This is a genomic window from Marinobacter daqiaonensis (assembly GCF_900115285.1).
In the GTDB taxonomy this organism is placed as follows: Bacteria; Pseudomonadota; Gammaproteobacteria; order Pseudomonadales; family Oleiphilaceae; genus Marinobacter; species Marinobacter daqiaonensis.
Map to the genome: position 1 here is coordinate 309,150 of NZ_FOYW01000001.1, position 25,362 is coordinate 334,511.

The 25,362-nt window shown below is 61.2% G+C and carries 23 protein-coding genes; 12 read left to right on the forward strand and 11 right to left on the reverse strand.

The window, feature by feature from the left end; translation table 11 throughout:
- The first annotated feature begins 174 nt into the window (after positions 1 to 174).
- The 3 genes from smc to ligA all read left to right on the forward strand — a co-directional run bounded on the left by smc (position 175) and on the right by ligA (position 6,890).
- The gene (gene smc, locus BM346_RS01370) at positions 175 to 3,672 is read left to right on the forward strand and encodes a chromosome segregation protein SMC (protein ID WP_092008517.1); all 3,498 of its coding nucleotides are present in this window, start codon (positions 175 to 177) and stop codon (positions 3,670 to 3,672) included.
- A gap of 93 nt (positions 3,673 to 3,765) precedes the next feature.
- Complete coding sequence (zipA, locus tag BM346_RS01375; RefSeq protein ID WP_092008518.1) at positions 3,766 to 4,812, forward strand: cell division protein ZipA; 1,047 nt, start codon at positions 3,766 to 3,768, stop codon at positions 4,810 to 4,812.
- A gap of 47 nt (positions 4,813 to 4,859) precedes the next feature.
- Positions 4,860 to 6,890: an NAD-dependent DNA ligase LigA gene (gene ligA / locus BM346_RS01380; RefSeq protein ID WP_092008519.1), complete on the forward strand. Its 2,031-nt coding sequence runs from the start codon at positions 4,860 to 4,862 to the stop codon at positions 6,888 to 6,890.
- A 230-nt stretch (positions 6,891 to 7,120) separates the two neighbouring features.
- Here ligA and BM346_RS01385 read toward each other — a convergent pair whose 3' ends face one another.
- The 6 genes from BM346_RS01385 to flgA all read right to left on the reverse strand — a co-directional run bounded on the left by BM346_RS01385 (position 7,121) and on the right by flgA (position 12,218).
- Complete coding sequence (locus tag BM346_RS01385; protein WP_092008520.1) at positions 7,121 to 7,753, reverse strand: CBS domain-containing protein; 633 nt, start codon at positions 7,751 to 7,753, stop codon at positions 7,121 to 7,123.
- Positions 7,754 to 7,831: 78 nt separating this feature from the next.
- Entirely contained in the window at positions 7,832 to 9,730 is a 1,899-nt protein-coding gene (gene mnmC / locus BM346_RS01390) for a bifunctional tRNA (5-methylaminomethyl-2-thiouridine)(34)-methyltransferase MnmD/FAD-dependent 5-carboxymethylaminomethyl-2-thiouridine(34) oxidoreductase MnmC (protein ID WP_092008521.1), read from the reverse strand.
- A gap of 2 nt (positions 9,731 to 9,732) precedes the next feature.
- Complete coding sequence (locus BM346_RS01395) at positions 9,733 to 10,329, reverse strand: peptidylprolyl isomerase (protein ID WP_092013170.1); 597 nt, start codon at positions 10,327 to 10,329, stop codon at positions 9,733 to 9,735.
- A 180-nt stretch (positions 10,330 to 10,509) separates the two neighbouring features.
- Positions 10,510 to 10,980: a flagella synthesis protein FlgN gene (locus tag BM346_RS01400; RefSeq protein WP_092008522.1), complete on the reverse strand. Its 471-nt coding sequence runs from the start codon at positions 10,978 to 10,980 to the stop codon at positions 10,510 to 10,512.
- Between the two features lie 8 nt (positions 10,981 to 10,988).
- Positions 10,989 to 11,318, reverse strand: coding sequence for a flagellar biosynthesis anti-sigma factor FlgM (gene flgM, locus BM346_RS01405; RefSeq protein WP_092008523.1), 330 nt, complete (start codon positions 11,316 to 11,318; stop codon positions 10,989 to 10,991).
- Between the two features lie 195 nt (positions 11,319 to 11,513).
- A complete protein-coding gene (flgA, locus tag BM346_RS01410; protein ID WP_092008524.1) occupies positions 11,514 to 12,218 on the reverse strand; it encodes a flagellar basal body P-ring formation chaperone FlgA in 705 nt (234 codons plus the stop codon).
- Between the two features lie 268 nt (positions 12,219 to 12,486).
- On the opposite strand from flgA, the gene BM346_RS01415 reads away from it, so the two are divergent.
- The 8 genes from BM346_RS01415 (at position 12,487) to BM346_RS01450 (ending at position 18,527) form a co-directional block, all read left to right on the forward strand.
- Positions 12,487 to 13,416, forward strand: coding sequence for a chemotaxis protein CheV (locus tag BM346_RS01415; protein WP_092008525.1), 930 nt, complete (start codon positions 12,487 to 12,489; stop codon positions 13,414 to 13,416).
- Between the two features lie 59 nt (positions 13,417 to 13,475).
- A complete protein-coding gene (locus BM346_RS01420) occupies positions 13,476 to 14,306 on the forward strand; it encodes a CheR family methyltransferase (RefSeq protein WP_092008526.1) in 831 nt (276 codons plus the stop codon).
- A gap of 10 nt (positions 14,307 to 14,316) precedes the next feature.
- A complete protein-coding gene (locus BM346_RS01425; protein ID WP_092008527.1) occupies positions 14,317 to 15,213 on the forward strand; it encodes a LysR substrate-binding domain-containing protein in 897 nt (298 codons plus the stop codon).
- Between the two features lie 98 nt (positions 15,214 to 15,311).
- A complete protein-coding gene (locus BM346_RS01430; protein ID WP_227662962.1) occupies positions 15,312 to 15,677 on the forward strand; it encodes a DUF7352 domain-containing protein in 366 nt (121 codons plus the stop codon).
- Positions 15,678 to 15,759: 82 nt separating this feature from the next.
- Positions 15,760 to 16,704, forward strand: coding sequence for a sodium-dependent bicarbonate transport family permease (locus tag BM346_RS01435; protein ID WP_092008528.1), 945 nt, complete (start codon positions 15,760 to 15,762; stop codon positions 16,702 to 16,704).
- 28 nt (positions 16,705 to 16,732) lie between these two features.
- A complete protein-coding gene (locus tag BM346_RS01440; RefSeq protein WP_092008529.1) occupies positions 16,733 to 17,260 on the forward strand; it encodes a lipocalin family protein in 528 nt (175 codons plus the stop codon).
- A gap of 115 nt (positions 17,261 to 17,375) precedes the next feature.
- Positions 17,376 to 17,582, forward strand: coding sequence for a DUF2905 domain-containing protein (locus BM346_RS01445; protein ID WP_092008530.1), 207 nt, complete (start codon positions 17,376 to 17,378; stop codon positions 17,580 to 17,582).
- A gap of 6 nt (positions 17,583 to 17,588) precedes the next feature.
- Positions 17,589 to 18,527 carry an ROK family protein gene (locus BM346_RS01450; protein WP_092008531.1) on the forward strand — a complete coding sequence of 313 codons (939 nt, stop codon included), beginning with the start codon at positions 17,589 to 17,591 and terminating at the stop codon, positions 18,525 to 18,527.
- Positions 18,528 to 18,540: 13 nt separating this feature from the next.
- Here BM346_RS01450 and BM346_RS01455 read toward each other — a convergent pair whose 3' ends face one another.
- Both BM346_RS01455 and BM346_RS01460 read right to left on the reverse strand, forming a co-directional pair.
- Positions 18,541 to 19,488: an AEC family transporter gene (locus tag BM346_RS01455; protein WP_092008532.1), complete on the reverse strand. Its 948-nt coding sequence runs from the start codon at positions 19,486 to 19,488 to the stop codon at positions 18,541 to 18,543.
- Positions 19,489 to 19,592: 104 nt separating this feature from the next.
- Positions 19,593 to 20,192, reverse strand: coding sequence for a DUF938 domain-containing protein (locus tag BM346_RS01460; protein WP_092008533.1), 600 nt, complete (start codon positions 20,190 to 20,192; stop codon positions 19,593 to 19,595).
- 186 nt (positions 20,193 to 20,378) lie between these two features.
- On the opposite strand from BM346_RS01460, the gene BM346_RS01465 reads away from it, so the two are divergent.
- A complete protein-coding gene (locus tag BM346_RS01465) occupies positions 20,379 to 21,158 on the forward strand; it encodes a fructosamine kinase family protein (protein ID WP_092013173.1) in 780 nt (259 codons plus the stop codon).
- Positions 21,159 to 21,233: 75 nt separating this feature from the next.
- Here the strand turns inward: BM346_RS01465 and BM346_RS01470 are convergent, their stop codons facing one another.
- From BM346_RS01470 to BM346_RS01480, 3 genes are all read right to left on the reverse strand, one after another.
- On the reverse strand, positions 21,234 to 23,567 hold the full coding sequence (locus tag BM346_RS01470; RefSeq protein ID WP_092008534.1) for a xanthine dehydrogenase family protein molybdopterin-binding subunit: 2,334 nt from the start codon (positions 23,565 to 23,567) through the stop codon (positions 21,234 to 21,236).
- On the reverse strand, positions 23,564 to 24,025 hold the full coding sequence (locus tag BM346_RS01475; protein ID WP_092013176.1) for a (2Fe-2S)-binding protein: 462 nt from the start codon (positions 24,023 to 24,025) through the stop codon (positions 23,564 to 23,566). Before BM346_RS01475 ends, BM346_RS01470 begins: the two co-directional genes overlap by 4 nt.
- A gap of 200 nt (positions 24,026 to 24,225) precedes the next feature.
- A complete protein-coding gene (locus tag BM346_RS01480) occupies positions 24,226 to 25,227 on the reverse strand; it encodes an aldo/keto reductase (RefSeq protein WP_092008535.1) in 1,002 nt (333 codons plus the stop codon).
- Between the last annotated feature and the right edge of the window lie 135 nt (positions 25,228 to 25,362).

Sequence of the window (25,362 nt, forward strand, 5' to 3'; positions counted from 1 at the left end):
GTGGGACGCAGGGAGCGGCAAAAATCTGTCGCCTGCCGGGGGGCGTCGGCCAGAATTGCGACCGCCTGCGCTGGGCTTCCATAACGCCTGTGGTAAACTGCGCCGTTGCCGATGTCCCGCGCCCGGGATACGACGATCAAAAGGCCCGGAACCGCCACAGGAAGACAGACGAGCATGCGCCTGAAGTCCATCAAACTCGCGGGTTTCAAATCCTTCGTAGACCCCACCACAGTGCCGTTTCCCACCAACATGACATCGGTTGTCGGGCCAAACGGTTGTGGCAAGTCCAATATCATTGATGCTGTCCGCTGGGTGATGGGTGAAAGTTCCGCCAAGTATCTGCGGGGCGAGTCCATGACAGACGTGATCTTCAATGGCTCAAGCGCCCGCAAGCCCGTCGGTCAGGCGTCCATCGAACTGCTCTTTGACAACTCCGATGGCTCCGCGCCGGGGGAATTCGCCAGCTTCAACGAGATTTCCGTCCGCCGCAGGGTCTCCCGGGAAGGCCAGTCGGACTATTTCCTCAACGGCGCCAAGTGCCGCCGCCGTGACATCACTGACCTGTTTCTTGGGACCGGCCTGGGACCCCGCAGTTACGCCATAATCGAGCAGGGCATGATTTCCCGCCTGATCGAGGCCAAACCGGAAGAGCTTCGGGTCTACATCGAGGAGGCGGCCGGTATTTCCAAGTACAAGGAGCGCCGCCGCGAGACCGAAAACAGGATTCGGCGGACCCAGGAAAACCTTGAACGCCTGACGGACCTTCGGGACGAGCTGGGCCGCCAGCTGGAACACCTTCAGCGCCAGGCCCAGGCGGCGGAACGGTATCGGGAGCTCAAGGCCAGCGAGCGCCGCTATCGGGCAGAGCTGACGGTACTGCGGTGGCAGGGGCTGGACGAGGACCTCCAGCGGCGCCGGGCACAGCTTGGGGAGACCGAGTTGGAACTGGAGAAGCATCTCACCGACCGGGTCAACCTGGAAACCGCCCTTGAGCGTCTGCGGGAGGAGCACCTGCAGCGAACCGACGAATTCAACCGCAACCAGGCCCGCTATTACGAAGCCGGCGCTGATATCGCCCGGGTGGAACAGAGCCTCGAACACCAGCGGGAGCGTAGCCGGCAGGTGGCCACCGAGCTTGATCAGGCCCTGGCCAGCCGTACCGAGCTCTCCCGGGAACTGGCCCAGGACCAGGACCGGTTGACCGCGATCGACGAGGAACTCGCCGTCCTGGAACCGGAACAGGAAACCCTCGCCGCCCAGGCGGAGGAGTCGGCAATCCAGCTTCAGTCCGCCGAGGAAGCCATGGCCACATGGCAGCATCAGTGGGAGGGCTTCAGTGCGCGATCCTCGGACACGCGGCGGGAAGCCGAGCTGGCCCAGAACCGGATTCGCAACCTGGAGCAGGAAATCGAGAATCTCCTGAACCGCCAGCGCCGGCTGGAGGACGAAAAAAAGCTGCTGGACCAGCAACTGGACCGCTCCGAGCTGGAAGCGTTGCTGGAGGAGGAGGAAGAGCTCACCCTGCAGCGGGAGGAGACGGCCGACGCCATCGAGCAGGCCGGCGAGCGGCTCCAGGACCTTCGTGGGGATCTTCGGGAGCAGGAACAGCGTACCGGCGAACTGAATCAGCGGGAGCAGTCACTGCGGGCGTCGCTGGAATCACAACAGGCATTGCTGGATGAGCAACTCGGCGGCGATGATGATTCACTTCAGCACTGGCTGGGTCGGGCCGGTCTTGCTGATGCGCCGCGGATCGCACGCCAGCTTCAGACCGAGCCGGGCTGGGAATTTGCCGTTGAGGAGGTTCTGGGAAACCTGCTGCAGGGCGTCCAGGTGGAGCGTCTCGATACACTCTCCGGACAACTGGCGGAAGCGCCCAGAGGCGTTGCCCTGGTCCAGGCCAGGTCGGCTTCCCCACAGGTGGGGGCCGACACCCTGGCAGCGAAGGTGCGCGGCGCAGCCGGCCTGAGCGAGTGGTTGGCGCGGGTTCTGACGGCGGACACCCTGCAAGACGCTCTCTCGAGACAGGATTCCCTGGCGCCCGGGGATACCCTGATCACACCCGAAGGGGTCTGGCTGGGTCGTGGCTGGCTTCGCATGCCGGAATCCGACCGCTCCCGTACGGGGGTCATTGAACGCCAGCAGAAAGTGGATGAACTGGCCGGCGCCCTGGAGCTGGCTGAAACCCAGCTTGCCGAGGCCCGGGAACAACTCGCCGGCGTCCGGGAGCGTGCCGCGGATGCCGAACTGCACCGGGATGAGGCCCAACAGCGAGCCAACGATGTACAGGGCAAGCTGACGGCCCTCAGCTCGCGGGTCAGCGGCCTCAAGGCACGGGCCGAGCAGATCAATGACCGGGTCCAGCGTATAGACGAGGATGCCACGGACATTGGTGAGCAGCTGGCTGAGAAACACGAAGATATCGAGGAAGCACGGCTGAAGTGGGATCAGTCCCTGGCGGACAACGAAGACACCGAGGCCGAAAAAGAGCGTCTTCTTGGTCGTCGCGATGAATTACGGGAGAGGTTGGACCATCTTCGCCACCAGGCCCGCAGTGATCGCGACCATGCTCATCAGTTGCAGCTCCAGATTCAGTCCCTGAGTAGCCAGCAGGACGGTCTGAAGCAGACTCTGGAGCGAACCCGCCTTCAGGACGAACGCCTGGAGGAGCGTCTCGAGATTCTCCGGGAGAACCGGGAGAGCGCCGAGTCGCCCATCGAGGATCTGCAAATGCAACTGGAGGGCCTGCTGGACCGGCGTCTGGCGGAGGAGGAAAAGCTCTCGGTCGCCCGGGATGCCCTTGAGGAGATTGATCGGGACGTCCGCCAGAAGGAACAGTCCCGCAGCCAGGCCGAACACCGTGCCCAGGAGATCCGGGGCCAGCTGGAAAAGCTGCGCATGGAGTCCCAGGCCCTGGAAATCCGTTCCGCCAACCACATTGAGCAACTCCAGGAAATGGACGTGAAGCTGTCCGAGATACTGGAGCAGCTGCCCGAAGAAGCCGAAGAGAAGACCTGGGCGGACGAGCTCGAGAAAATCGGCAATCGCGTCCAGCGCCTCGGTGCGATCAACCTGGCGGCCATCGAAGAGTACCAGGTCCAGAGTGAGCGCAAGACGTACCTGGACAGCCAGCATGAGGACCTGATGGAAGCCCTCGAGACTCTGGATACCGCGATTCGCCGCATTGACCGGGAAACCCGTCAGCGTTTCAAGGAAACCTTTGACAAGGTCAACGGCGGCCTGCAAGCGCTGTTCCCGAAGGTGTTCGGCGGTGGTAACGCCTACCTGGAACTCACTGGGGAGGATCTTCTGGAGACCGGGGTCGCCATCATGGCCCGGCCTCCCGGCAAGAAAAACAGCACCATCCATCTGCTTTCCGGTGGCGAGAAGGCGCTGACCGCCATTGCCCTGGTATTTTCCATCTTCCAGCTTAACCCGGCGCCTTTCTGTATGCTGGATGAGGTGGACGCACCTCTGGATGACGCCAACGTGGCCCGTTATGCCAACATGGTGAAGGAAATGTCATCCCAGGTTCAGTTCATCTACATTACCCATAACAAGATTGCCATGGAGATGGCGGACCAGCTGATGGGCGTTACCATGCATGAACCAGGATGCTCACGACTGGTGTCAGTGGATGTGGATGAAGCCGCTGCCCTGGCAGAGGCATGAAAAAACAGCCACGTGACAAGTCATTGCGTTGTATTCCCGCCGGCGTTTTCTTAGAGTTACGGGTTTAAGGATCACACACAGGATCGCGTTGTTATGTCTCTTCGGGAATGGTTGGTTGCCATTGGTGCCCTCATTATTATTGTCATCGTGGTGGATGGCCTACGCCGCATGCGGCGCGCCCGAAAGGACGCGATGGCCATTTCCTCGGGGATGGGGGCGGACGACATCGAAAAGTCTCCCCTGGACGAAGACTACAATCCGGAGCTGCCCAATGGTGGGGCTCGGCCGGTTTCCCGGGATACCCTCGAAGAGCGAGGCTACCTGACTTCCGCGAAGGCGCCCGGGAAAGAGCCACAGGAAACCTTTGCCGCCCATGATCCGATGGAATCCGGACCTGACGCGACCGTGTTCGGACCGGCGGAGCCGGTGATCGATCGGGACCCGGTGCGTGAAGCGGTTCCCTCTGAGGAACTCCCCCAGGACCCGGAGGAAGATGAGGTGCTTGAGGTCCGCCCGGCCAGACCGGTTTCCCGGGCGGATCGGAAACGGGAAATGAAAACCGGGTCCGGCTCCAGAGCGAAGGGCCCGGCCCCTCGCAAGGTTCCGGAGCCACCCACCGTCACAGAGGTCGAGGAAGACACCGCCATCCGCGGCCCACGGAGCGATGCGGCCCGGGCCGGGCAACCGCAGGCCGGCGCCAATCGACCGCCGGCGGAAGAGGTTGTGGTCATCAATGTGCTGGCCCGTGAGCAGGAGGAATTCTCCGGTTCCCCCCTCAGGAAGCTGTTTGAGGCCTGTGGTCTGGAGCATGGGGATCTGGATATCTTTCATCGTCATGAAACCGCCGACACCAACAGTCCGGTGCAGTTCAGCGTGGCCAACGCGGTTGAACCGGGGACCTTCGAGCCCGCCCGAATGGACCGCATGTCAACGCCGGGAATCAGCTTCTTCATGAGCCTGCCGGGACCCAGGAATCCCATGCAGGCTTTCGACTTCATGCTGGAGACTGCCCAGGCTGTGGTGAGAAACCTGGGCGGGGAGCTCAAGGATGAGCGTCGCAGCGTGATGACCGCCCAGACCATCGAGCATTGCCGCCAGCGGATTCGCGAGTACGAACGCAAACGGCGCTCCAGGCGCTGACGGCCTTTATCGCCTGGTGCACCGTTTCACTCCCGGAATCGAACGACATGAATGACAAGTCTTCCGTTAAGTCGCGTATCGAAGAACTCCGAGATACCATAGAAGACCATAACTACCGTTACTATGTGCTGGACGAGCCGGCGATTCCCGATGCCGAATATGACCGGCTGATGCGGGAACTCCAGGACCTGGAAAAGGAACACCCGGAGCTGGTGACCCCGGACTCGCCCACCCAGCGGGTCGGCACCAGGGGGGACAGGACGTTTGAGGAGGTCACCCACCGCATTCCCATGCTCTCCCTGGATAATGCCTTCTCGGGGGACGAGCTCAAAGACTTCGACCGTAGAGTCCGGGATCGCCTGGGAACCAGCGACCCCGTGGAGTATGTCGGCGAGCCGAAGCTGGACGGCCTTGCAGTCAGCCTGCATTACGAAAAAGGGGTTCTGACCCACGCGGCCACCCGGGGAGACGGTTATACCGGCGAGGACATCACCGCCAACATCCGTACCATCAAGTCGATACCGTTGCGTCTGCGGGGCGAGGGGTATCCTGAGGTCGTGGAGGTGAGAGGCGAGGTCTACATGCCGCTGGAGGGTTTCGAGTCCCTGAACAGCAGGCTGTCGGACAGGGGCGAGAAAACCTTCGTCAACCCCCGCAACGCCGCTGCGGGAAGCCTCCGACAGAAAGACGCCCGGGTCACCGCCCGCCGGCCGCTGGAAATGTGCGCCTACAGTGTTGCGGTGCCCGACGAGGACGTTTTGCCCGATACTCACTACGCCTGCCTGGAGATGGTTCACGACTGGGGATTCCGGATCAATCCGGAAATGCGACTGGTCACCGGGCCAGATGAGTGTCTCGAGGCTTACGAGGACCTGCTGGACAAGCGGGATAGTCTGCCTTACGAAATCGATGGTATTGTTTTCAAGGTCAATTCCCTTGCCGATCAGGATCGGCTGGGCTTCGTTTCCCGGGCGCCACGGTGGGCCATTGCCCATAAGTTCCCCGCCCAGGAGGAACTGACCAAGCTGGAGGACGTGGAATGGCAGGTGGGCCGTACCGGGGCGGTCACTCCAGTGGCCCGGCTCAAGCCGGTGTTTGTTGGTGGGGTGACCGTCAGCAATGCCACCCTCCACAACATCGATGAAATCCGCAGGCTGGATGTGCGCATTGGCGATACCGTGTTCGTCCGCCGCGCCGGTGATGTGATTCCGCAGATCGTCAAGGTGGTCAAGGACAAGCGACCAGAGGATGCCGGGGAAGTGGAGCTGCCGGAGCATTGCCCGGTCTGCGGTTCGGACGTTGTCCAGATGGAGGGCGAAGCGGTGGCCCGGTGCAGCGGCGGGCTTTACTGTCAGGCTCAGCGCAAGGAAGCCATTCGCCATTATGCCTCCCGCAAGGCCATGGACATCGAGGGGCTGGGGGAGAAATGGATCGATCTGCTGGTTGAGCGGGAGATGGTGAGCACCGTCGCCGACCTGTATCACCTGAAAAAAGAGGATCTCGTCCAGCTGGATCGGATGGGCGACAAGTCCGCCGACAACCTGCTGGCGGCCATTGATCAATCCCGTCGCCCGGAACTCTGGCGCCTGATTTACGCCCTGGGCATCCGGGAAGTGGGGGAGGCCACAGCCAAGGCCCTGGCCATGCACTTCGGTACCCTTGAGAAGCTCTCGGAGGCTTCGGAAGAAGCACTGCAGGAAGTGCCGGACGTCGGACCGGTCGTCGCCGGCCACATCCACAGCTTCTTCCAGCAGTCCCATAACCAGGAAATCATCGACCAGCTTCGAGACGCCGGGGTCCGGTGGCAGTCGGTGGATGTGCCCGCCGAAGAGGATATGCCCCTGAAAGGCGAGACCTGGGTGTTGACCGGCACCCTGTCGGACTTCACCCGGGAGCAGGCCCAGGAACGGCTCGAGTACTTGGGCGCCAAGGTGACCGGCAGCGTTTCCCGGAAAACCAGCTGCGTGGTGGCGGGAGAATCCGCGGGCTCCAAACTCGACAAGGCTGAGTCCCTGGGGGTCCGGGTCATGGACGAGGAGGAGTTCATGTCCTTCCTGAAGGCGCACGGCCAGGACTGACGATTTGCCGCGGAATCCGCGGAAGGGCGCGGAAAAGGCAAAGACAGGATTAGCCACGGAAACCACGGAAGGACACGGAAAAGGGAAAAAGCAAAGCCACGGACACAGACAAAAGATTTAAATCACTTCAAATCCTATGTCTGTGTCCGTGCAAATTCGTGAGGGTCCCTGGCCAGAATCTTTTGGTTCTATTCCGCGTACTTCCGCGATTTCCGTGGCAAATCGATCCTTTATACCTCTCCCTCCTGCTGGCTGAGGCTGGCATAGAGCCTCAGGTAGTCGGTGCTGGTGATCAGCCCGCTGGGGGTGCCGTCGGCTTCCACCACCAGGGCGGCGTCGAGCTGGTGGGCCAGCATGAGACGGGCCAGTTGATGGGCGTCGGTTTCCGGTGATGCCGTAAGAAAGGCGGGGAGTTCAATACTCTGGAAAGACTCGTCCGGTCCCCGATCCCGGTTTTCATGAAGCCAGCCGAGGATCCAGCGAGTGTCCACCAGGCCTCCTACCAGGTCGTCGGCAGTGATTACCAGGTGATGCACCCCGTGCTGTTCCATTTCCTCCAGGGCGTCGGCCAGGGTTGAGTCCGCTGACAGTGAGTGGAGGCGGGAGCTGGAAATCCGGCCCACGGGCAGATAGGCGCGCTCCGGCTCCGGCTCGGCGTCGTCCGCCTGTCCGTACTGTGCGACCGCCCGTCGCGCGGTCGCCTGCCTGGCTTGCTGGAAGCGGGCATCGGAGATCTCCTCGTTGCTTTCCCGGAGTCGTCCGATTTCCCGGGGTTCTTCCACAGTTCCTACCCGGCGTTTGCGGAAAACCTCTGGCAGACGGGTTCCCATCGGCCGTCCGGGTTCGCTGACATGTATGCCCATGGGTGCTCCTCATCGTTGCTTCCAGTCTTTATACACTGAATATCGGCGACAGATGAAAAAACTGGACACTAACGGGAATTATGGGAGCCGGTTTGGCGTTTTCGCCAGGCAGCGAGCGGGATCCACCCGCCTCATCAGGGAATGGGGCAGGGCGACTGGCTGGCCGCAGATCCGGTCCGCCAGGTACTCTGCCATCAACGGGCCCCACATCAGGCCCTTGCTGCCAAAGCCGGTCAGTAGCCAGGCCCCTTCAAGCACCTCCTTGCGATCGTTGACCAGAGGTCCCACTACCGGCTGATAGTCGTGGGTGGTGCAGCGGAAAGCGACTCGTCCGGTGGCCTTTTCCAGGGCTTCGGCCGGTGTCCGGAGTAGCCCGGGCACCATGGTCTGAAGAGCCTCGAGATTTTCCAGGTGGCTGTCCCTGCGCTCCTGGGGGTCGGGGTCCCGGAGATCGAAAGTGGCGCCCGTTACCAGGGTGTTTCCAAGGGGCGGATTGAGATACCGGTTACCGGTGACCACCGCCCTGGGGGATACCGTTAACTGCTCCAGCGGCAGGCGGGTGATCTGCCCTCGAATGGGCTTCATGCGATACTCGCCCGCCACCGGCATCAACTTGCGTACTTCATGGCCTGCGGCCAGTACCACATCATCTGCCATCAGATCCTGCTGTCCTTCGCCTGACAGACACCAGTGGTTGTTACAGGGCAGCAGCCGGGTCGCCCGGAATCCGAAAACCGGCTGGATATGGGGATGATCCAGAAGCAGGGCGCAGACCTTTGGGGGCTCGAGCCATCCGGAGTCGGGGAACCAGAGGCCGCCATCGGGGCAGGGAATCCCGGTCAGATCGCTGGCCCCGGATTCATCCACCGGTTTCAGTATTGAGGATGGGTAGTGGTTGCCGGCCAGAAACTTGTCCTGTCGCGCCCGTTCCTGGTCCGATGACGCCATCATGAGCAGGCCGGTGCCATGCCAGGCGTGAGGGGTAACGGCGGGATAGAACCGCTGGGCAAAAAGCAGCGAGCCCAGGGCCAATCGGGTCTGGGCGTTGAACTGGACCCCAAGCTTGGCATAGAGAGCACCCTGGGGATTGCCTGAAGCACCGGCCCCGGGGGCCTGCGCCTGATCCGCCACCACCACCCGGATTCCCCGTTGTGCCAGGTTTCGGGCCAGGAGGCACCCGGCAATGCCGGCGCCCACCACCAGCACCGAGCGGTCTTGGGGTCTCTCAGAGCTTCTTTTGCCGGTGGACTCCGGTGCCAGACTACCCGATGTCATGTCGCGCTTGGGGCCATACCCGGGAACCCGCTCCACCCGGAAACCGGCGTCGGCCAGGGCCCGTCGGATCCGGCCGGCGGCAGTGAAGGTGGCGAGGGTGGAGCCGGCCCTGCTGTGGGCCCGGATCTGTTGCACAAGGGACGGTTCCCACAGCTCCGGATTACAGGCTGGAGCGAAGCCGTCAAGGAACCAGGCATCCGCTGTGAAGTCCAGCTCTTCCAGCGCTTCCAGGGCGTCCCCCAGATAGAGGGTCAGGCGGATACGACTCTCTGCCATTACCAGACGATGGCTGCCGGGTACCGGTGGTGGGTAGACAGCGAGAAGTTGCCCGGCCTGGGCCGCCAGCTCCGGCCAGAGGTTCAGGGCGGCGGCAAGGTCATCCCGGGTCAGGGGGAACCGTTCCACCGACACGAAGTGCAGATGGGCGTCTGCCGGCGCCTGTGCCAGAAAGGCGTGCCAGGTGGCCAGGAAATTCAGGCCGGTTCCGAAGCCGGTCTCCCCCACCACGAAGCACTCGCCGCTCTGAAGGGCACTGAAGCGGGATCCAAGGTTGTTCTGGTTCAGGAAGACGTGACGGGTTTCCTCCAGGCCGTTATCCCGGCTGAAGTAGACATCGCCGAAACGCCGGGAGACCGGCTGGCCATCACGCCATTCAATGTCGGCGGTTTCAATACTCGCATACGCGAGCGTTCCCTGGCTCATCGCTACTGACCGGCTTCCACCCGCCGGATTTCCTCGATGATCACCGGTTTCCGTGGAACGTCGGCCATCCCCCGGACCCGGGTGGTATCGACGCCGGCTATGGCATCCACCACGCCCATGCCATCGATGACCGAGCCGAACACGGTGTATCCGGGGCGGGACGCCGAGGCATCCAGATGGGGGTTATCCGTCAGGTTTATGAAGAACTGTGAGGTGGCCGAGTCCGGGTTCCGGGTGCGTGCCATGGCAATGGTGCCCCGAAGGTTCTTCGCCGTCTGGCGGGACTCGTTCACCACCGGATCGTCGGTGGCCTTCTGCCCCATGTCGGTATCAAAACCACCACCCTGGATCATGAAGCCCGGAATGACCCGGTGGAACAGGGTATTATCGTAGAACCCCTGGTCCACGTAGGAGAGGAAATTCTCCACGGTGTTTGGGGCCAGGTCCGGGCGCAGGCGAATCTCGAAAGCGCCCTCGGTGGTGATGACCCGGACCTTGGGAAAGTCAGCCTGGTCAGGCCCCTGATCCGACGCTGATGATTCACTGGCGTTTCCGGGGGCAGCGGCAAACAATGCGACGAGAAGGATCAGGGCGACCATCGGGTAACTGATGATGGCCCGTATTCCGTCACATGTTCTGCCATGAATGGTGTAACCCATGTTGTCTCTCCCCGATGGTAACTGTGTGAATGGCTGAAGTTTATCAGAATCCATCACAGCCGTGACCGCGGGAGAGTCAGATTACCAATCTGTGTGATTGTCGGTAGCCGACAACTGTCGTCAGGCGCTCGCCAGCATATTGCGCTGACCGACCGAGGTCTGCTGTCCACTGGCGCCATAGAGTTTTTGCTGGCCGGAACTGCCACGGAAGATATCCGTCAGTCGGGCGAGGCGGGTTTGCAGGTGGCTCACGATCTTGCTGTTCTGCTGGTTCAGTTTCTGGCAATTCTCAAGGGCCGTCTGGGCCTGCTGCCATGCGGCGTGAAGCCCGGTGAGCCCGGCACTGCGGATAAAGCGGGAAGGATGCCCCTGATCAGGGCGGTAGCCCATTTCCACAAGAAGGTGGACTTTCTGGCGGGCCCGCTGGCGAATCTCATCAAGAAGGGCGTTCTTGCGCTGCGTCAGAGGTTCGATTGCCCTGACGTCCGATTCCCGAAGCAGGGCACTTTCCTCTTCCAGCAGTCTGTTAAGCTGCGTCAACTGATCAAGATCGGTGGCCAGCAACTGCTGGAGTTTCTCAACGGTGGACATGGTTTACCTCACCCAAAAATGCTTTTGTCCATCTCAAGCATTTTCTGGGCCAGTTTCTCTGCATCCACCTTGTAGGAGCCGTCGGCCAGGGCCGCGCGAATCTGCTCAACCCGACTGTCATCCACTTCCGGAGAGCTTTCCAGCTTCTGGCCAATCTGTTTCAGCTCTTTGGCCTGCTGGCTCAGGTTGACGTTCTCGCCGCGCGCAGCCGGTGTCTGCCTGGGCGCCTGCTCAGCGGCGGCGGACTGGTTGCCGGACTTCGTGTTCTGGGCCTGATCAGCCGAGGTCTTCTGGGGGTTGACCTGGCTGTTGCCGATTCCATTGAAGCCAACTGTCATGATAATACCTTCTTGATTGCGTGCCGCTCCGTGGCGGTCAGAATGTTTGTCTAGCCTTTGTATCGGCCGGGTTCACCCACACTTTAGTAAAAAATTCGTAAAATTTTGTTCATTTCTGTGAACCGGGTCAGCGGATTCCCGTTGCCGGCAACCGGCGGCAATGGCGTGCCCTTGCCGGCAGCCTTTTGCCGATGGCTACATGGCGATCTCGACCTGTCCGGGACCCACCACCCGTCCCCGAATCCTGCGGGACGAGGCCAGGTTTTCCACCATAACCTGTTCTCCGACCCTGGCATTGGCGAGGGCCTTACCCCTGGAAGTGACGGAAAACGCTCCGTTAGTGGCAATGATCATAACATGGTCGCCCCGGGAGACGGCATCGGGGACGACCACAAGATCCGGGGTGAAGGGCGTCCCGGTATTAACCGGGCGTTTGAGCTCCATGCCCAGCAGCTGGCGCTGATCGGTGATCGCACCCCGGCGGACGGCATTCACCACCACCGGCTGGCGCCGGATCATATTGGCCTGAACCCGGTCGCCACGAGCCAGGGGGCGGGCCGCCACCAGGGCATCGCCATGAATTTCCATTGAGGCGGAGAGGTACATGCGCCAGGGGCGATCGCCACCGCAACTCACCAGCAGTGATGGCTGAGTGGAGCGCCAGGGATCGCCGCTGAACGCCACATCCATTCCATCGGGGCAGGGGGCCAGGTTCAGCCGTGGGTCGAGGCTGCCAAGGCTGTACTCCACCCGGAAGCTTTGGTTGGCCTGTTCATCCCGGAAACCGTCGAGGAACAGGCGGGCAGCGTCGAGAATCTGGCCGGGACCGGTGCTCCCGGTATCGGCGACGGACTGGGTGCTGCTCAGGGTGATGGTGAACAGTAAAAACAGAATGCGCATTTGTCCGGGTTTGACCTATGCTGTTGAATGGACTCCGGAGCCGGAAATTGTTTGCCTGAAAGCGCTAAACTTCCGTGGATACCAGCCGTTACATACGATAGCCGGTAACGGGGTTACAATGCTTCGGAACCTGACTGATACCAGGGCAGACCTGTCGGTTTTCCGTCACCCTGTCCCGGTTTGAGCCTTTATCAAACTATTTAATGCAACTACCGTGCCGCCATTGAGGGCCGCGGTAAGCTGCCAGCACAGTTTCCGGGAGTAACGAATGGCAGGCGTTCTTGACAGTGTTAACCAGCGCACCCAGCTCGTCGGTGAGAACCGGCTCGAACTGCTTCTGTTCCGCCTTCGGGGCCGGCAGATGTACGGTATCAACGTGTTCAAGGTCAAAGAGGTGCTGCCCTGCCCGAGGCTGACGTCAATTCCCAACAGCCGGCCCATGGTGCGGGGCGTTGCGCATATCCGGGGCGAGACGATTCCCATCATCGATCTGTCCATGGCCATCAGGGGACCCGCATTGCCGGCGGAGGACGTTGCGACCAGTTTTGTGATCATCACCGAGTACAATCGTCGGACCCAGGGCTTCCTGGTGTCCGGGGTGGACCGCATCGTCAATATGAATTGGGAAGACATCATGCCGCCGCCCAAGGGAGCCGGTAAGGAAGTCTATCTGACCGCGGTGACCAAGCTTGATGACAAGCTGGTTGAGGTCATTGACGTGGAGAAGATCCTTTCCGAGGTATCGCCTCTGGACGAGGACGTCACTGAAACCGTCCTCTCGAAAAACACCCGTGATCGCAGCACGTCCCGCCCTGTTCTGGTGGTGGACGACTCCGCCGTGGCCCGCCGCCAGATGATCCGCTGTCTCACCGCCATTGGCCTTGAAGTGGAATCGAGGAACGACGGCAAGCAGGCGCTGGACTACCTGAAGGAAGTGACTTCCGACGGCAGTGCCGTTACGGATCATGTCTCGATGGTCATCTCCGATGTGGAAATGCCGGAAATGGACGGATACACTCTGGTCGCCCGGTGCAAGAATGACCCGGAGCTCAGGGACCTGTACATTATGCTTCACACCTCCCTGAGCGGAGTCTTCAATAAGGCTATGGTGCAAAAGGTCGGGGCAGACGACTTCATGGCGAAGTTCAGCCCCGATGAGCTCGCCGAGCGGGTGATGGAGATCCTTGACCGGGAGTGATCCCGGTCCGTTACTGACCTGACCGCCGCTCATACGTTGCAAGCGACTGCAGAGACCCAATGAAAGCCGATATCACCCCCCAGGAATACGACTCATTCAAAAAGTTCCTGCAGGATGCGTCCGGCATTCTGCTCGGTGATAACAAGCAGTACCTGGTAAAGAGCCGCCTACGGCGGCTGCTTGAGGACAACCGGCTGGAATCCCTGGGGGATCTGCTGGAGCGGCTTCGCCGTCCCGGGGCAGCGCAGCTCAAGGAAACCGTCATCGACGCGATGACCACCAACGAGACCCTCTGGTTCAGGGATACGCACCCTTTCCGCATTCTTTCGGAGAAACTCCTTCCGGAACTGGCGGCGAGAGTCAGCACCCAGACGCTTCGCATCTGGTCCGCCGCCTGCTCCACTGGCCAGGAACCCTACTCCATTGCCATGGCCATCGAGGAGTATCGGCGTTTCCAGCCGGGCCGGCTGAAAGCCGATGTCAGAATCGTGGCAACGGATATTTCGCGGTCGGTACTCGACACCGCACGCCGAGGGGAATACGAAATGCTGGCCATCGGCCGTGGTCTTTCGGCGGAACGCCAGCGGCATTTCTTTACCCCTCTGCCCAGCGGTGGCTGGAAGGTCAAGCCCCACCTTCAGCAGATGGTGGAATTCCGCGAGCTGAACCTGCTGGACCGTTACTCGCTGGGCCGGTTCGACCTGATTTTCTGTCGCAATGTCCTGATCTACTTTTCCGCGGATCACAAGCGGGACATCCTGACCCGGATGCACGGAGCGCTGAACCCGGGGGGGTACCTGATTCTTGGCGCCTCGGAGTCCCTCAGTGGCCTCTCCGATCTCTATGAAATGGTGCAGTGCCATCCCGGTATCATCTACCGGCGCAGGTAGGTCTTCCCCGATGAAAGATATCAATTTCCGTCACCTCCATTACTTCTGGGTCATCGCCAGGGAGGGAGGCATCAGTCGTGCCAGCGAAGTGCTGGAACTGACGCCCCAGACCCTCAGTGGGCAGCTCGCGACCCTGGAAGACACGCTGGATGGCGCGCTTTTCCGCCGCGAACATCGTTCCCTCGTCCTGACGGACTTTGGCCAGACTGTCTTCCGGTATGCCGATGCCATGTTCACCACGGCCGAATCCCTTTCTGAATTGCTACGCCAGCCCCCGGAACATCGTCCCCTCAGCCTGTCGGTAGGATTGTCCGCCTCGATACACAAGCTGATCGCCTACCACCTGCTTGAACCGGCGGTGCGGCTTGATCGGGAGGTGCGCCTGCAGTGCCAGACCGGCGACAGCCAGGGGCTGCTCACCAAACTCGCGCGGCGGGAGCTTGACGTGGTGCTCACGGACCGACAGCCGGGAGCGGATCTGGCTGGCGGGTTCAAGACTTACCAGCTGGCCAGTTCCTCCATGTCGCTGTTTGCCGCATCGGCCCTCGCCGCCCAACTGAAACCGGAGTTCCCCGCGAGCCTGGACAACCAACCATTTCTCGCCGCTTCCCTGGAGGCGCCCTATGTCACTGAGCTGATGAACTGGTTCGCCGGTAACTCCGTCTCGGTCCGGGTCGCCGCCGAGGTGGATGACAGTGCCCTGATCAAGGTCTTCGGCCGCCAGGGGCTGGGTTACTTTGCGGCCCCGACCGCCATCCGCGATGAGGTTTGCCGGCAGTACCAGGTGGAGCATGTGGCCAGTATCAACGAAGTCAGAGACAACCTTTATGCGGTCACGCGCACCAACGGTGCCAGCCATCCCGCCATCCAGGCACTGATCGAGCCTCGTGCCGGGTTGAATGAATAGATCGAAAAAACCGAATCAAAAATATAATAAAAGTTTATTCTTTCGAGGTATTGGCTCTGAGACCATGGTCCCGTGTTCGACCAGAGGAGAACCGAGCCATGAAAACCATCCATAAATTTCGTATCGAAGCTGATCGCAAGCCCACAACCCTGCGGCTCAAGGAGGGTTTCCGCGTTGTTCGCTGCGAATATCTGATTGCGGAGAAAGGGGTCTATCTCTGGGTGGAGCAGTCACTGAAGGTGGTTATCCCGACGGTTGAGCGGCAGTTCATGATGGCCTATTCCGGTGATCCCGTTCCCGATGATTTCCATTATCTCGATACGGCACTGGACCCTTTTGGCCCTGAGGCCTACCATGTTTTTGAGGTGCCTGCGCAGGGCTCGACTGCGCAAGTGCCGGTGAATGCTGGAATTGATCTGGCGTTACCGGCAAAATCCCGATTCGTCCCCCTTGGGACCAACTGACTATCGGGATTACCCGGAATGACTAGCACGGGCCCTCAGGGGCCCGTTTTTTTTTGACCATGAAAACCGAAAGGACCAGCTGATGCCCGATATTGTGGTCATGTTTTTCCTGCTTGGCCTTGTGGCCGGGGCCTTCCGTTCGGATCTGGCAATTCCCAAGGCCGCCTATGACGTCCTCAGCCTGTTGCTGATGCTCACCATAGGCCTGAAAGGCGGTATGGCACTGCATGGCAACTTCCACCTGGAACTCATACTGGAACTGGTCGGTGTGCTGGCTCTCGGCTTCGTATTGCCGTTCGTGCTGTTTCCGGTGCTGCGTTACCTGGTGGGCCTCAATGTCGCCAATGCGGCCAGTTTCTGCTGCCATTATGGATCGGTAAGCGCGGGCACCTTCGCCGTGGCGGTGTCGTGGGTGGAAGCCAGGGGCCTGGTGACCGGTGGGGAGGTCACGCTCTACCTGGTGTTACTGGAACTGCCGGCGATTCTGTTGGGGCTTTTCTTTTACCAGAAGCTCAGCGAGAAGGGGGCCCAGAAGCAGGAGGGGCCGCCGCTATGGCAGGAGACCCTGACCAACCGCAGCGTCGTGCTGCTGGTGGGGGGCGTCATTATCGGTGTGCTCTACGGTACCGGCAAGGGAGAGCAGGTGACAGAGCCGTTGACCGGCGCGTTCTCACTGGTGCTGTCGCTGTTTCTTCTCGAGATGGGGCTGGTGGCCGCCGAAACCCTGAGACGATTCCGGCTGGCCTACTGGAAGATCGTGGTGTTTGCGCTCGTGGCGCCGCCGCTGCTGGCGCTGCCGGGGCTGCTGGCCGGCACCTGGATGGGCCTGGCCCCGGGTAACGTGGTTATCCTAGCCACCCTGACTGCCAGCGCTTCCTACATCGCCGCACCGGTCGCGGTCCGGCACGCCATTCCGGACGCCGACATCGGCCTGGCCATGCTGGCTTCCCTGGGCGTGACCTTTCCCTTCAATGTGCTGGTGGGAATTTCATTCTACGGGTACCTCGCCAGTCTTTTTGCAGGCTGAGCCTCGCTGACCGACAGTAAGGAGATTTATGCGAGCCCAACTGACAGCCGTCCTCGTTACGCTTGGTCTGACGGCCTGCACAGGCGTCCCGGAGGGCATCGAGCCGGTCGCCGGCCTGGAAAAAGAAAGGTACCTTGGCACCTGGTATGAAATTGCCCGGCTGGACCACTCCTTCGAGGAAGGCCTGTCAGATGTGACAGCCGAGTACATTGCCAACGACGACGGCAGCATCCGGGTCATCAATCGGGGCTTCTCCAGCGAAGAGGGTGAATGGCAGGAGGCGGAAGGAACCGCACGTTTTGTCGGGAGTGAGGACGTCGGCCATCTGAAGGTGTCGTTCTTTGGCCCGTTTTACGCGTCCTACGTGATTTTTGATCTGGACAAAGAGGATTACCGATTTGCCTACGTGACAGGCTACGACCGGGATTACCTGTGGTACCTGTCGCGAACGCCGGAAGTGTCGGATGACGCCATGGCCCGCTTCCGCAGTATGGCGGAATCCCTCGATTTCAATCTTGATGAGCTGATTGTGGTGGACCAGAGCCGCAATCTCTGACGGCCGGAGTCCCATTCCACATGTGCGGGGCCGGTCGTTCGCTGTAGAGTGGGTGCAAACCCCCCATGCAACGCTGGATCAGAGAAAGGGCGGTCCGCCCGGGAGGCTTTAGCCCATGTCACGGTGGTTTATTGTTGCCGGAATCGCATTGCTGGTGATTGGGCTGGTCCTGCACTTCGCACCCGGCCTGCTGCAGTGGTTCGGCAAACTGCCCGGCGACATACATGTCCGGTCTGAGCGGACCCAGCTGTTTGTCCCGATCACCTCCATGATCATTGTCAGTATCGTACTCACCATCCTGCTGAACCTGTTTAACCGGTAGCCGGCCATGAATCAGGAGTGGCTCATTGGCATTGACCTTGGTGGTACCAAAACAGAGGTCGTCCTTCTGGACCGGGACAGCCGGGAGCACTTCCGTGAGCGACGCCCCACCCCTGCCGGAAATTACCCGGGCACGCTTGCCACGATACATGCCCTGGTGGAGGAGGCGGAGGCCAGCGCCGGTCGCCGGGGTCTGCCGGTGGGTGTCGGCATTCCCGGATCGGTCTCACGGCTTACCGGCGGGGTCAAGAACGGCAACTCGATCTGGCTCAATGGTCAGCCGATGGCCGAGGATCTGGAACGCCTCCTCGGCCGCCCGGTGGTGCTGACCAATGATGCCAACTGCCTGGCGCTTTCCGAAGCCACGGACGGTGCCGGTCAGGGCTATCCCGTGGTCTTTGCGGCGATCCTGGGAACCGGTTGCGGAGCGGGAATGAGTATTGACGGCCGTTTGCTGACTGGTCCCAATGGTGTGGCCGGTGAGTGGGGGCATAATCCACTGCCGTGGACCCCCGACGGCGAACTCCTCGGCCGTCCCTGCTTCTGCGGGCGCCACGGCTGCAACGAAACCTTTCTGTCAGGCACCGGCCTCGCCAGGACCCATCAGCGTCTTTGGGGGGCTGCGATGGACGCCCGACAGGTAGTCGAACTCTCCGCCGCCGGCGACGGCCCGGCCCGGCAGACCATGAGCCAGTACCTCGAGCACCTTGCCCGGGGGCTGGCGGGGGTGATCAACGTGCTGGATCCGGACGTCATCGTACTGGGGGGAGGGATGTCCAATGTTCCGGGCATTTACAGTGAGCTTCCGGAGCGGCTGCCGCGATACGTATTTGGGGGCGAGTGCGATACCCCGGTGTTGTCCGCCCGTCACGGTGATTCCAGTGGCGTTCGGGGCGCCGCCTGGCTGGGGGCGCCGGGGGCCCTGGGCTCAGTAGTTCCGCGATAAACCTGACGGGGCACTAGATCAGGTCCGCCGTCTGCAGGATAAACACGCCGATCGTTACCGTCACACTGGCCAGAAGGGTGGATAGGGCAACAATGTTGGCGGCCATCCGGGCATTGCCCCCCAGCGCTTTCACCATCACGAAACTGGCCGCCGCGGTAGGGCTGGCAAAATACAGGAACATCAGGCCCAGCTCACGGCCTTCAAAGCCCACGATCCATGCCGCCGCGGTGCACAGGGCAGGCAGGGTGACCATCTTGAATGTGGTGGCGCCGAAAGCGGGGCCGCTTTCCTGACGAATGGCACCCAGCGACACGGTGGCTCCGATGCAGAGCAGTGCCAGGGGAAGGGTGAGGGAGGCAAAATAATCCCCACTGGTCATTATCCAGTCGGGCAACCCGATATTCCACCAGGCAAAGGGGATGGCCACCAGCACCGACAGAATCAAGGGGTTGCGGGCAATATCCCCGAGAATGCGACGCCAGCTCACTTTTCCCCCTGGCTGGTAGCTGAGCAGCACAACCACCGACAGGATGTTGTAGCAGACAATGACCAGGCCCAACAGGATGCCGCCCGCGGAGAGTCCGTACTCACCATACATGCTCGCCGCAAGTGCCAGGCCCACAATGCCGCAGTTCCCCCGGAATGAGCCCTGCACGTAGACACCACGGTCCTGCCGTGGCACCCGCCAGATGGCCCACAGCCAGCACAGCAGGAAGCTGCCAAGGGTCGCGAAGACAAAAAAGACCAGTAGCCGGGGATTGAGTGCTGTATCCAGGTCGGCCCGCAGGATACTGAGGAACACAAGCGTGGGCAGAGTGGCCCTGAAGACCAGCGCCGACGCCGTATTAACGAAGCTGGCGTCGATCCATCCGATACGCCGGAGTCCGAGACCGATAAACACCATGGCAAACACCGGCAGAATGGTTTCCAGGGTCTGGAAGAAAAGCGTCATTAGGGGCATGGCGATACGCTGGACGATGGCCTGAGGAAAGCGGGTTCAGGACCGGGTTTGTGGATCGGTGAAAATAGGCGTGCAATGAATCGGAGTCAAGGGCTTACGGCTCGCTACTCTCTGGTAAAGACAAGCAGGCGGTTGTTGGCGGGCATGTCGAAATCCTGTGTCGGGCGCAGCCCCAACCCGGCGGCGAGCGGGTAAATATCCCCCACGTCGCGGATGCCCATGTGGGAGGCTCGAGCTCTGAGGTGAAGATCGAACCGCTCGTTGCTGGCACTGGTAAACAGCCCCTGATAGCGGAAGGGACCATACAGGCAGAAGTGACCACCTGTAGCCAGGCCCGCAGCGACACCATGGAACATATCGACGACTTCCTGCCAACTCATGATGTGGGCGGTGTTGGCGGAGAAAGCGTGGTTGAACTCACCCAGGTTCCAGGGTTGCTCCGACACGTCGAGGGGCTGCGGAGTCGCGACGTTGGCCAGCGCTGCCTGTTCGAGTCGTTGCCGACATATCTCCAGGTTATCGGGATGGTCCGTAGGCTGCCAGATCAGGTGTTGCAGGTGCCGGGCGAAATATTCCGCATGCTGGCCGGTACCGGTGCCGATTTCCAGCACGACGCCAGGCCTGGAGAGAAGGGGAGTGATTCTTTCCAGTATCGGTTGGCTGTTGTTCTCGCACGCCTGGGAGAAGGGCAGAGTGGCGGACACCGGATTTTCCTCTATGTTTGTGGAGACACACCAGCGTTCAGGGAACAGGGGGACCTTACCTGAAATCCAGGTGGGAATTGAAGGGCGTCACGCTTCATAACCAGGGTTTTGCGTAGCATTGTCATTACGGAACCCGCGATGTTGCTGAAAACCCGCGGGCCTGAGAAATCCCAGGGAGTCGGAATCATGGAAGCTGAGGGACTGAAAAGTCGACCCGTACACACGAAAAAGAACGAAACCGGTTTTGCGGATGCGTTGTTCCGGGAGGCCGAGGGCCTGGCACTGCTCCGGGAGGCGGTGGCGGTTTCCGGCGTGGAAGGTGTCCGGGTTCCGGAAGTCTATTCCGTTAGCGAAGAGCGTCTGGAAATGACCGGCATTGTGTCGCAGCGCCAGTCCGACAGGCTGCTGCGTCAGCTGGGACATGGGCTGGCCCGTATTCATGGCCTGCCGCAGGGGCGCTACGGTTTCCACCTCGATAACTACATTGGCCTCAACCCCCAGAAGAACACGGAAAGTGATCACTGGGGCCGCTTTTTCCTCGAGTTTCGACTTGGTTACCAGGTGAGTCTGATCGGGGACGAGAAGATCCGCTACCGTTTTACCGATATCCTGGAGCAGAAGGGCACCCTGCTCACCGAATGGCTGGATGAGCGCTGCCGCGCACCAAGTCTCCTCCATGGTGATCTCTGGTCCGGCAACGTCATGTTCGACAATGCCGGCGCGTGGCTTATTGACCCGGCGGTCTATTACGGTGATTCGGAGGCGGACATGGCCATGACGGAGATGTTCGGGGGCTTTGGTCCGGCCTTCTATCAGGCTTATGGGGAAAGGCGGCCGTTCTCGCCGGATTACGCCAGCAAGCGGGAAATCTACAACCTGTACCACTTCCTGAACCACTACAACCTTTTTGGCGGGTGGTACCTGGGACCCTGCGAAAAGGGGTTCGGACTGATCAGCAGGCTGTAGCCTTATCGTGAGGGGCGGGGGCACCGGCAGGGGCAGGACACCGCCCCGTGTGGACGGTGCCCCCGGTTGCCGGTTTCATGCCTTCAGCTGGTCACCCACCGGCAGCCGGCGAATCCGCTTGCCGGTGGCCGCATGAATGGCATTGCACAGGGCGGGCGCCACCGGAGGAAAGCCAGGCTCCCCCACGCCGCCCATGGCGTCGTCCGGGTTGTCAATCAGGTGTACCCGGACCACTTTCGGTGCATCCGGCATTCTCGGGATCAGGTACTTGTCGAAATTACCCTGTTGGGCAACGCCGTCCTCGAATGTCACCTCGCTTTTCAGGGCGACACCGATGCCCATGACCACGGAGCCCTCCATCTGGGCCCGGATGCGTTCGGGGTTGGCCTGGGGGCCGCAGTCGAAGGCGATGTCCGCCCGGTGAATAGTCAGCTCACCCTCATCGTCCACTTCCACATCGAAAACAACGGCGGTGTAGGAGACAAAACTGTGATGGAAGGCCAGGCCCAGCCCGCGGCCTTTCCCGGTCTCGCGCCCCCAGCCGGCTTCCTCGGTGGCTCGCTCAATGACCCGGCGCATACGGGCCGTATCAATCGGGTACATGTCCGGGTCTTCCCCGTAATTCCAGCCATCACCGACCGTCAGGTTGTGAACCTCCCGGTCCGGCCCAAGCAGTTCCAGCAAATAGTCACGGTGATCTCTGCCCGCCGCCTGCGCCAGTTCATGGGCAAAGCTCTGGATGGCCCAGGCATGGGGGAGGTTGTAAACCGACCGGAACCAGCCGATACGGACGTGGGCCGAGGCGGGTGGATTTTCAAGACGGATGGCCGGAATGCTGAACGGCATGGTATTAAAGCCCATACCCAGCTCAAATTCGGCCTTGTGCTTGGGATCCGGGGCAAACAGGGACGCAATGCTCGGGGAAAGGGTCCGGTGACGCCAGCTGGTCGCCTTGCCGTCGCTGTCGAGCCCCGCTTCCAGGTGATCGACGGAAACCGCATGGAAGTAGGCGTGGTGGATGTCGTCCTCCCGGGACCACTGCAGCTTGACCGGCTGACCCTCGAAGGCTTTGGCCACCTGGGCCGCCTCGGTCACGAAATCCGGTTTCGATTTCCGGCCGAATCCGCCGCCGAGTAGCGTTTGATGAACAGTGACGTTTTCCAGGTCCATCTCCAGCACTCCCGCAATGCCTTCGCGAGTCGCCCTAGGATTCTGGACCGGCGCCCAGGCCTCGGCCTTGCCGTCCCTGATCCGAACCACCGCCACTGGCGGCTCCATGGGAGCCTGTGCCATGTGGGGCATGTAGTAGGTGGCTGATACCCGTGTGTCGGCCTTTTCCAGAGCGGCTTCCACGTCCCCCCTCTGGCGGATGACCTTGCCTGGGGATTGCGCCCGCTTTTCCAGGGCCTCACGGTAGGCCTCTGACGTATAACCGGCATTGTCGCCGGCAGGACCTCTGTCCCATTCAATCTTCAGCGCCCTGCGGCCCTCCATGGCGGCCCAGGTGTTGGAAGCCACCACGGCGACACCACCAAGCGGGCTGAAGGCCGCGGGCTGACCCGTGCCCTCGATACGTACCACTTTCTTTACGCCGGTCACCTTCAGCGCGTCACTGTCGTCCACGCTTTTCACCCTGGCACCATAGACTGGCGGCCGGGCCACCACGGCGTAAAGCGTATCCTCAAGATCAACATCACCCCCAAAAACCGCTTTGCCAGTGACGATGTCCTCGCCGTCGATGGCTTTGGGGTGGGCCGATTTCAGTTCGCCGTTGATCAGGCCGGATTCCTTGCCAATGAAGCGAAGCTCGCTGGCAGACTTCAGGACGAGAGCATCCCGACCGGGAACGTCCAGCTCCCTCGCGGCCTTCGCAAGCTCCCCGAAGCCGAGCTCCCGGCCGGTGGCGGTATGTACCACCTTGTGTATGTCGGTCTTGACCTCATGCACCGGAACATCCCACTGATTGGCCGCGGCCTGCTCCAGCATCAGTCGGGCGGCCGCCGCTGCCCGGCGCATCGGGTCATACCAGTGCCGCATGCTACGGGAGCCATCGGTATTCTGGTTGCCATACTTGTCCTGGTCCGCGTTCGCCTGACGCGCCCGCACCCGGTCCCAGTCGGCACCCAGCTCATCCGCCGCCACCATCACCAGGCTTGTACGGATACCCTGGCCCATCTCGGCACGGTTGTTAACGATGGTGACCACACCGCCGGAATCTATGTGAATGAACACGTTGGGGTCGTCGACCCACCCCCCGGGCATGGCGCCCGCGCCGAACTGGGCCTGTTCATTGGCCAGGCCCAGGTCCCAGCGGGCGGCCAGTAAAAGTGCCGAGCCTCCGGCCAGCCCTTTCAGCAGACCACGACGACTGACATTGGCGAGCAGCAGTTTTTCGTCTGAGTGGCTCATGAGCTGGTCTCCTCGTCTGCTGCCCGTTCAATGGCCGCCAGGATGCGATTGTAGGTGCCGCAACGACACAGGTTGCCTGCCATGGCGTCGACGATTTCCTGGGTTTCCGGTTCGGGTGTCTTCTTGAGCAGCGCGGTGGCATTCATGATCTGGCCACCCTGGCAGTAACCGCACTGGGCCACACCCAGGTCCAGCCAGGCCTGCTGGACTTTCTTGCCAACGGCGTCCTCGGCCATGGCCTCGATGGTTCGGATTTCCCCCTTTACGGCAGAAACCGGCGTCATGCAGGAACGCGTGGCAACCCCATCCATGTGGACGGTGCAGGCACCGCACTGAGCGATACCGCACCCGAACTTGGTGCCTTTGAGTCCGACAACATCCCGAATGGCCCAGAGCAGGGGCATGTTGTCGGGAATATCCAGCTCGTGCTGCTCTCCATTGATATCGAGGGTGACCATGGCAATCTCTCTTTTTTTGGGTTCAGACCTCATAAAAAGTAGTTAATGAAAGCTCAAAGGCAAAGTTTCCTGGCGGGGGCGGCGCGAGAAAGATGGGAAGATTTACAGGAGGTGCGGGCTGGTAGGGCGTGATCGATGTGGCAGCGGCGCCATGGGGCAGGGCGGCGAAACCAGCATGCCGCCCTGCCCAAAGAGCTGATTCAGTCGGCCTCCTTCCGTGTTGGTGGTGCCATGAACTCGGGACCCACGGGATCCTTTATGCAGCGACCGAGAATGTCATCGATTTCCCTGAACGCCTCCCCATCCAGTGACCAGCCTTCAATGTCGCTGACGGGGTCGAGCTGATCCGGCCGGCGGGCGCCCCATAGCGCGGTGGTGACAGCGGACTGGTCGATCAGCCAGCGCAGGGCCAGGGCCAGGACATTCTTGCCGTACCGGTCCCGGGCGAACCGGTCCAGCTCGGCCACTGCGTCAAGATACTGGCGATAGCGCTTACCCTGGAACTTGGGATCGTTTTTTCGAAGGTCATCACCCTCGAACCGGGTGTCTTCCCGCATCTTTCCTGTCAGCATCCCCCGGCACAGCCCGCCATAGGTGATGGTGGCAATCCCGTTTTTCTGACAGTAGGGCAGTATATCGTCCTCTATTTCCCGCTCGAACAGGTTATAGGGGGGCTGCAGGCTGTGCAGGGGCACACTTTTGCGGAATTCATCCATCTGGGCGGGGCTGAAATTGGAAACGCCGATGGCCCGGATCTTGCCCGCCTTGAGAAGGTTTTCCATGGCCCGGGCCGTCTCCTCCATGGGTGTTTCGGGGTCGGGCCAGTGGACCTGGTAGATATCAATGACCTCCGTCTGCAACCGTTTCAGGGAGTCTTCGACCTCCTTCTCGATACGGCTGGCGGTGGCCTCCCGCCAGACTTTGTTCTCATCCGCGTTCCAGTTGAGAGCGACCTTGGTGGCAAGGGCCACCTTGTCCCGGCGACCCCCGGACAGGGCTTTACCAACAATTTCCTCGGAACGGCCGAAGCCATAGACGGGCGCGGTATCGATCAATCCGATACCCTTGTCGATGGCGGCATGGATGGTGTCAATGGACTGGCCTTCATCGGTGCCTCCCCACATCCAGCCTCCAATGGCCCAGGTGCCGAGGCCAACCGGTGTCACCCTGATATCGGTATTGCCAAGAAGTTGAGTTTCCATGATGCCTCCCCAAAGTAGGAATCTGAGTTTCGAAAAAACAGCATAGTAAAGAGCGAGCGGGGAGATGAAGTAATGGTGCGGCAATCGCTTATCCGCCGGATTGAGATGGGGGCCTGGCTTTGATGCAGAGCGGAA

Coding starts and splice junctions, on each gene's coding strand:
- smc (WP_092008517.1), top strand. CDS start 175: ATGCGCCTGAAGTCCATCAAACTCGCGGGTTTCAAATCCTTCGTAGAC.
- zipA (WP_092008518.1), top strand. CDS start 3,766: ATGTCTCTTCGGGAATGGTTGGTTGCCATTGGTGCCCTCATTATTATT.
- ligA (WP_092008519.1), top strand. CDS start 4,860: ATGAATGACAAGTCTTCCGTTAAGTCGCGTATCGAAGAACTCCGAGAT.
- BM346_RS01385 (WP_092008520.1), bottom strand. CDS start 7,753: ATGGGCATACATGTCAGCGAACCCGGACGGCCGATGGGAACCCGTCTG.
- mnmC (WP_092008521.1), bottom strand. CDS start 9,730: ATGAGCCAGGGAACGCTCGCGTATGCGAGTATTGAAACCGCCGACATT.
- BM346_RS01395 (WP_092013170.1), bottom strand. CDS start 10,329: ATGGTCGCCCTGATCCTTCTCGTCGCATTGTTTGCCGCTGCCCCCGGA.
- BM346_RS01400 (WP_092008522.1), bottom strand. CDS start 10,980: ATGTCCACCGTTGAGAAACTCCAGCAGTTGCTGGCCACCGATCTTGAT.
- flgM (WP_092008523.1), bottom strand. CDS start 11,318: ATGACAGTTGGCTTCAATGGAATCGGCAACAGCCAGGTCAACCCCCAG.
- flgA (WP_092008524.1), bottom strand. CDS start 12,218: ATGCGCATTCTGTTTTTACTGTTCACCATCACCCTGAGCAGCACCCAG.
- BM346_RS01415 (WP_092008525.1), top strand. CDS start 12,487: ATGGCAGGCGTTCTTGACAGTGTTAACCAGCGCACCCAGCTCGTCGGT.
- BM346_RS01420 (WP_092008526.1), top strand. CDS start 13,476: ATGAAAGCCGATATCACCCCCCAGGAATACGACTCATTCAAAAAGTTC.
- BM346_RS01425 (WP_092008527.1), top strand. CDS start 14,317: ATGAAAGATATCAATTTCCGTCACCTCCATTACTTCTGGGTCATCGCC.
- BM346_RS01430 (WP_227662962.1), top strand. CDS start 15,312: ATGAAAACCATCCATAAATTTCGTATCGAAGCTGATCGCAAGCCCACA.
- BM346_RS01435 (WP_092008528.1), top strand. CDS start 15,760: ATGCCCGATATTGTGGTCATGTTTTTCCTGCTTGGCCTTGTGGCCGGG.
- BM346_RS01440 (WP_092008529.1), top strand. CDS start 16,733: ATGCGAGCCCAACTGACAGCCGTCCTCGTTACGCTTGGTCTGACGGCC.
- BM346_RS01445 (WP_092008530.1), top strand. CDS start 17,376: ATGTCACGGTGGTTTATTGTTGCCGGAATCGCATTGCTGGTGATTGGG.
- BM346_RS01450 (WP_092008531.1), top strand. CDS start 17,589: ATGAATCAGGAGTGGCTCATTGGCATTGACCTTGGTGGTACCAAAACA.
- BM346_RS01455 (WP_092008532.1), bottom strand. CDS start 19,488: ATGCCCCTAATGACGCTTTTCTTCCAGACCCTGGAAACCATTCTGCCG.
- BM346_RS01465 (WP_092013173.1), top strand. CDS start 20,379: ATGGAAGCTGAGGGACTGAAAAGTCGACCCGTACACACGAAAAAGAAC.
- BM346_RS01470 (WP_092008534.1), bottom strand. CDS start 23,567: ATGAGCCACTCAGACGAAAAACTGCTGCTCGCCAATGTCAGTCGTCGT.
- BM346_RS01475 (WP_092013176.1), bottom strand. CDS start 24,025: ATGGTCACCCTCGATATCAATGGAGAGCAGCACGAGCTGGATATTCCC.
- BM346_RS01480 (WP_092008535.1), bottom strand. CDS start 25,227: ATGGAAACTCAACTTCTTGGCAATACCGATATCAGGGTGACACCGGTT.